This window comes from Amycolatopsis sp. NPDC114503, from assembly GCF_055633655.1.
Genome location: NZ_JBVKDT010000016.1, coordinates 201,809 through 208,308 on the forward strand (window position 1 = coordinate 201,809; position 6,500 = coordinate 208,308).

Consider the following 6,500-nt stretch of genomic DNA (forward strand, 5'->3'; position numbering starts at 1 on the left):
CCCCGTCAGCAAATTTCACTCGAACGGAGTAACCAGTAGTCTTGTGATTACTGGTCGACATCTGACAGGTTGGGCATGTCCCGCTCAGCCGGATTCCACGCACTCCCGGCTGATCACGGGCAGTGACCGCGGCTCGTCTCCCCCCTGCCGAGCCGCGGCCCGCCGGCCCCGTTGGCATCCCCCTCGTCACCGGGTCCAGCAAGGCGGGACCTGCAGCGGGACGGCTCGAGATCGCGACTCCCCCCTCCCTCGAGCCGTTCCGCCAGCCCTCACTCCGCGGGCCTGGCCCCGCGCCGTCGCCGGAACCACCAGAACACCGCGCCGGCCGGAATCCCGAACGCAAGCGCGAACGGCAGCAGCACGCCCAGCACCCGCACCAGTCCGTTGCAGAAGGCGACGAACGCGTCCCATCCCCCGGACAGCCCGGTGAGGAAGCCGCCCGCCGGTGCCGGAGGAGCCTCCTGCTTCGTCACCGAGAGCGACACGGTCGCCATCGCGACCTGCCCGGCCAGCGACGCCTGTTGCCGCTCCAGCGATTCCAGCGTGGCCTGCCTGCTGGTCAGCTCGCTCTCGACGGACGCGATCTCGGACACCGATTGCGCCTTCGCCAGCAGCGCGCGCATCCGGTCGACGCTCGCCCGCTGGGTCGCCAGCCGCGCGTCCACGTCGATCACCTGCGCGGTCACGTCCTGCGCGCTGATCTCCCGCCGCTTCACCTGGCCGAGCCCGCCGAGCTGGTCCAGCACGCCGTCGAGTTTCTCCGCGGGCACCGACAAGGTCAGCGACGCGGAATCGTCCGTCGCGCTCTCTTGCCCGGGATAGCCGCCCGCACCGGTCGCGATCGCCTTGGCGCGGGACACGACGTCATCGGTCTTCGGCGTGGTCAGTTCCAGCCGTGCGCTGCGCGCCAGCTTGCGATCGGTCGCGCCGGGCGCGGGCACTGACGCCTGCGCGTTGCCCTGCTTAGGCACCGCGCCCTGCTGCTGCGCGGGCGCGATCGCCGACCTCGCCGAATCCGCGCTGTTGCTGCTGCATCCGGCCAGCAGAAACACCGCGGCGCCGGCGAGCGCGTATCTCCATCGAGTCCGCATCCCCGTCTCCCTCCAGTCGTTGGCGGTGAGACGAAACGACGGGAGACGGCGTTGCACGGACTCGGTTACGACTCGGTCAACCCCGGCTCGTGGCCGTCGGCCGGTTCGGCGAGATGTTTGAAGGCCTGCAGGTTCGCCAGCGATTCGCCGCGCGAGACGCGCCAGTCCCATTCGCGCTTGATCGACGTGGCGAACCCGATTTCCAGCAGAATGTTGAAATCGCCGTCGGCGGCTTCCAGCACCTGGCCGAGGATCTTGTCCAGTTCGGACTCGGTCACTGTCTCCTTGCCGAAGCGGCCGACCAGATAGATGTCACCGAGACTGTCCACTGTGTAGTGCACGCCGTAGAGCCGGGCGTTGCGCTGCAACAGGAACCGGTACACGTCCTCGTGCCGCTCGTCCGGACGGCGGCACACGAACGCCTCCACCGAGAACGCGTGGTCGCCGTCCACGAGCCAGCAGTTGGTCTGCAGCTTCTTGGTTCCCGGCAACGTCACGAAATAACGGCCTTCGCCGCGACGGTCGTATTCGAGCCCACTTGAGTCCAAAGTGGACTTGATAGTCGCGTCAAGGCTCACACTGCCACCTCCGCCCGCAGTTCCAGCGCCTGCCGGAACGCTCTGGTCGCCTGAGCATAGATGTCCAGCAAGGAATCCGTGGTGCGCCGCCAGGAAAACCGCTGCGCGTGCCGCACCGCGTTGGCCGCGAGTTCGGCTCGGCGGTCCGGCCGCAGCGCGACGGCGGCGAGCGCGTCGGCCCATTCCTCCGCGCCGTGCGACGGAACCAGCAGCCCCGACACTCCGTGCGGCACCGCGACCGGCAGCCCGCCGACCTCGGCCGCCACCACCGGCGTACCGCACGCTTGTGCTTCGAGCGCGACCAAACCGAAGGATTCGTTGTAGCTCGGCACCGCGACGACGTCGGCCGCGCGGAACACCGTCCGCAGCTTCAATCCGCTCTGCGGCGGCAGGAATCGCACCTGCTCGGCGATGCCCAGCGACACCGCCAGCTCGCGCAACGCCTGCGGCTGCTCCAACCCGGTCCCGGACGGTCCGCCGACCACCAGAACCACCAACCGCGACGCCAATTCCGGCCGCCGCCGCAGCATTTCCGCCGCCGCGTGCAGCAAGACGTCCGGCGCCTTGAGCGGCTGGATCCGCCCGGCGAAGGCGAGCACGACGGCGTCCGGCGACAGGTTCAGCTCACGACGCGCGTCCAGCTGCGAGCCGGGCGTGAACCGTTCGAGGTCGACCCCCGGCGGCACAGCGTGCACCGCGTGGGTCGCGGCTCCGTAGAGATCGACCAGCTGCCGAGCTTCGACCTGCGTGTTCGCGACGAGACAATCCGCCTCGGCGACCACCTGCTCCTCGCCCATCACGCGCGTCCGCGGCTCGGGCTTGTCGCCCTCGGCGAGCAGCGCGTTCTTGACCTTCGCCAGCGTGTGCGCGGTGTGTACGAGCGGCACGCCCCAGCGGTCCCTGGCAAGCCAGCCGACCTGGCCGGAGAGCCAGTAGTGCGAGTGGATCAGGTCGTAGTAGCCCGGCTCGTGGAACGCCTCCGCGCGCAGCACGCCCGAGGTGAACGCGCACAGCTGCGCGGGCAGCTCGTCGCGCGCCAGCGGCTCGAACGGCCCGGCAGGCACGTGCCGCACCGTCACGCCGGGCGCCAGCTCGGCCAGCGGCGGCTGGTCCGACGAGGTCGCCCGGGTGAAGACCTCGACCTCGATGCCGCGCCGCGCCATCTCCTGCGCGGTCTGGCTGACGTACACGTTCATCCCGCCGGCGTCGCCGGTGCCCGGCTGCTCGAGCGGGGAGGTGTGCACGGACAAGACCGCGATCCGGCGCGGCTCAGCGATGAATCCCTTGAGGGTCACCTGGTCACTCCTGCTACTCGGCTGCTGCGTCCCCGGCGAACCGCCGCAGCACGGAGTTGAAGTCCTCCGGCTCCTCGACGAACGGCAGATGCCCGGCCTCAACGAACCAACGCAGGACAGCCCCCGGAATCTTCCCGGCCGAATACTCTGCCGCCGAAGGATCCACCACACCGTCGGCCGAGCCGTGCACCACGAGCGTCGGCTTGTCGACCGCGGCAAGCACCTCACCACTGCCGATGTCCCGCCGGAACAGCGCGCCGCGCACCGCGGGCGGCACCGAAAGCGAACTGCCGAGCATCGCCTGTGCGTACCCACCGGGCACCTTCGGGCTGGCCTGCGCACGGGTGAACTCGACCAGCGCGGGGATCGCCACCTCAGCGTCGTCCGAGAGCGCGGCGGGCAGCGCGGCCCGCATGATCGGCCCGGTCGCGCCGCCCTCGCGCTTGCGGCCGATCTCGGTGATCGCGCCCACCAGCACGATGCCGCCGAGCCGTGCGGTGCCGTGCTCGCGCAGGTAGTCCGCGATCACCAGCCCGCCGTAAGACCAGCCGACGACGATCGCGTCCGGACCGGCGAAGTCGAGCACGGCGGCGAGATCCCCGGCCCACTGCCGCGGGTCGTCGTAGCCGTCCGCGGGGACGTCAGAGCCGCCGTGCCCGCGCAGGTCCATCGCGACGAGCCGGAACTGCCCGCTCAGCGCCGGGTCGGCCAGCTGAGCCGACCAGGCCGCGGCGGACTGGGCCCAGCCGTGCACGAAGACGATCGGGCGCGCGTTCTCCGGGCCTTCGACGCGCAGTGCGATCCGCACGCCGCCTGCCCCGGTTACTTCGGTGTTCACGCCCTACTTCGTAGCAGACGGCCCTCGCGTCACTTCGCGGCCGAGAGCGACTTCCAGGTCGGCCAGTCGTAGAACCAGTCCTTGACGTCCGAGTTCGTCGGGCTGCCCAGCTTCGAGCCGGTGACCTCGACCGGGTCGCCGACCATCGCCGTGTCGAAGTAGGCCTTGGCGTCCGCCTCGAGCAGGTTGACGCAGCCGTGCGAGTTGTTGGTCTTGCCGATCGCGGCCGCGTTGTCCTGGTTCTCGTGGATGAACTCGCCGTGGTTGGAGAACCGGCAGGCCCACTTCTTGTTGACGTTGGTGTAGCCGTAGCGGGCGTTGTCGAACACCGCGTGCGGCTCCTTCGACATGATGATGAAGGTGCCGTTCGGCGTGTTGCGGTCGACGACCGAGTCGAGACCGTTGGAGCACGGGTAGCTCGCGCTCTCCGCACCGCCGCGGTAGACCTTCATCACATGGTCCGGCGTGTGGATCTTGACCACCTGGTTGCGGCCGATCTTGAACTTGGTGCTGACGTCCGATTTCACGTAGACGCCCCCGCCGAGGTCCACGCCGTACAGGTTGGCCTCGACCTCGACGGTCGTGTTGGCCGGCCAGTACTCCTTGGGCCGCCAGTCGACCTGGTTCGCCGACAGCCAGGCCCACGAGCCCTCGACGTCCTTGCTGGTCTTGACCTTCAGCGCCTTCTCGACCGCGGCCCGGTCCTTCGGCGCGGCCCCGTTGAACTTCACGCTGATCGGCATCGCGACGCCGACCTCGGCGTCGTCGCCGGGGTTCAGCGTGGCGCGCACCGTCTTGGCCGGGCTGACCGTGGCGAACGAGCCCTTGAGCTCGGCGGGCCGCTGGTCGGTGCCGGTCGCCTTGGCCGCGTAGCTGTAGGTCTTGCCGTAGCCGAGCGGTTCGGAACTGGTCCAGGACAGGCCGTCGGCGGCGATTTCGCCCTTGATCGCGTCGCCGCCCTCGTTGGTCAGCTTGACCTCGGTGAGCTTGCCTTCGGTGACCTTCACCACCACCGGCTCGCGCACGCTCGCGTCCTTGGCCCCGACGGCCGGGGTCGCGGTGAGCTTCGCCACCGGGGCGACCGGCTTGCCGCCGTTGTCGCCGCTCCCGCCCTGCGGCGACGCGGTGCCGTCGTTGCCGCCGCCCGAGCACGCGGCGGCCAGCGCCGCCGCGCCGGTCGCGAGAACGGCCTTGAACACCGTACGGCGCTCGATCACGGTCTTACCTCCACTTGTCCCCCGCACCGGCATCTCCCAAGCACAACAGCGCCGGTCAGCGATTCGACGTTACCTGCGAACCGGAAATTCCTCTCCATCCCGCAAGACGTTTCACCCGGCGCCCGGTTGCTGCCGATTTCCTGTCACCTGGCTCACCCGGGTTACCCCGATGGGCGTCAGAGGGAACAGTTGATCAACAGTGGTTCCGGCCGCAGCCGCACGCCGAACCGTGCTTCGACCCCGTCGCGGACCTCACGAGCCAGCGCCAGCAGGTCCTCCGTGCTGGCCCCGCCGCGGTTGGTGAGCGCGAGAGTGTGCTTGGCGGACAGCGAAACCCGCCCGCCAGGCCCGGGGTAGCCCTTGCCGAACCCAGCCCGCTCGATCAGCCACGCGGCGGACAGCTTCACCCCGCCGCTGGCCGGGTACTGCGGAATCTTGCCCTCAGTCGATTCCGCGATCCTGCTCAGCACCGCCGGAGCTTCTTCCTCGGGGACGATCGGGTTGGTGAAGAACGAGCCCGCGCTCCAGGTGTCGTGATCGGCCGGGTCGAGCACCATCCCCTTGCCGCGCCGCAACCCGAGCACTGCTTCCCGAGCCTGCGCTGCGGGGACTTTCGCATCGATCTCGACACCCAGCGTGCGCGCCAACTCGGCGTACCGGATAGGCGCGGACTGCCCGCTCGGGTCGATCCGGAACCGGACGCTGAGCACGACGCCGCGATCCGTGCCCTTGAGGACGCTGGTGCGATAGGCGAAACCGAGTTCGTCGGCCTTCACCGTGCGCACTTCCTTCGCCGCCCGGTCGTACAACTCGACGGAGACGATCGACTCGGCCACCTCGCCGCCGTACGCGCCCACGTTCTGGATCGGCGTCGCCCCAACCGAACCCGGGATGCCGGAGAGACACTCCAACCCGCCAAGGCCACTGTCGACCAGCGCAGCGACGAACGCGTCCCACTCCTGCCCGGCGGCTACCTCGACGATGTCGCCGTTGAGGGTCCAACCGGTGTTGGCGATCCGCACGAGGGTCCCCGCGAAGCCTTCGTCGCCGACGACGAGGTTCGACCCGCCGCCGAGCAGCAGCACGGGCTCGCCGGCGCCGTCGGCGTCGCGCACGGCAGCGACAAGGTCGGCGGCGGTGGTCGCGGTGACGAGCCGACGCACCGGCCCGCCGAGGCGAAGGGTCGTGAAGTCGGCGAGGCGGGCCGGACCAGGCGTTTCAGCGATGTCCACGAACATTGACGGTACTGCTCGCCCCGCCCATGCCCCCTGGGACCGTCCCGTGAGGGGGCCCCTGAGGGAATCTGATTCCCTCAGGGGCCCCCTCACGGAACCAGATTCCCTCAAGGAGCCCTTCACAGACGAACCGCCCACCGCCCCCGCCGCACCCAACCATCGAGGCACCCAGCCCCTCCCCCGCACCCCGATACGAAGCCTCCCTGCGGTTCGGGGGTGCTTGTCAAGGCATCTTTCCCGCCTTGA

The 6,500-nt window shown here is 69.7% G+C and carries 6 protein-coding genes; all 6 read right to left on the reverse strand.

What is annotated here, in order from left to right; translation table 11 throughout:
* Positions 1 to 269 precede the first annotated feature (269 nt).
* Positions 270 to 1,091, reverse strand: a complete 822-nt coding sequence (locus ACZ7OI_RS43420; RefSeq protein WP_470269927.1) for a DUF4349 domain-containing protein — start codon at positions 1,089 to 1,091, stop codon at positions 270 to 272.
* A gap of 65 nt (positions 1,092 to 1,156) precedes the next feature.
* Positions 1,157 to 1,669, reverse strand: coding sequence for a type III secretion system chaperone family protein (locus ACZ7OI_RS43425; RefSeq protein WP_470269928.1), 513 nt, complete (start codon positions 1,667 to 1,669; stop codon positions 1,157 to 1,159).
* The gene (gene mshA / locus ACZ7OI_RS43430; RefSeq protein ID WP_470269929.1) at positions 1,666 to 2,964 is read right to left on the reverse strand and encodes a D-inositol-3-phosphate glycosyltransferase; all 1,299 of its coding nucleotides are present in this window, start codon (positions 2,962 to 2,964) and stop codon (positions 1,666 to 1,668) included. The genes ACZ7OI_RS43425 and mshA overlap by 4 nt, the downstream gene beginning before the upstream one ends.
* A 13-nt stretch (positions 2,965 to 2,977) precedes the next feature.
* Positions 2,978 to 3,802, reverse strand: a complete 825-nt coding sequence (locus ACZ7OI_RS43435) for an alpha/beta fold hydrolase (RefSeq protein WP_470269930.1) — start codon at positions 3,800 to 3,802, stop codon at positions 2,978 to 2,980.
* A gap of 29 nt (positions 3,803 to 3,831) precedes the next feature.
* A complete protein-coding gene (locus ACZ7OI_RS43440) occupies positions 3,832 to 5,019 on the reverse strand; it encodes a L,D-transpeptidase (protein WP_470269931.1) in 1,188 nt (395 codons plus the stop codon).
* Positions 5,020 to 5,195: 176 nt separating this feature from the next.
* Positions 5,196 to 6,251, reverse strand: a complete 1,056-nt coding sequence (locus ACZ7OI_RS43445) for a UDP-N-acetylmuramate dehydrogenase (RefSeq protein ID WP_470269932.1) — start codon at positions 6,249 to 6,251, stop codon at positions 5,196 to 5,198.
* Positions 6,252 to 6,500: the final 249 nt, after the last annotated feature.

Bases quoted from the DNA above. Each gene is read 5' to 3' on its own strand.
- ACZ7OI_RS43420 (WP_470269927.1), bottom strand. From the start codon at position 1,091: ATGCGGACTCGATGGAGATACGCGCTCGCCGGCGCCGCGGTGTTTCTG.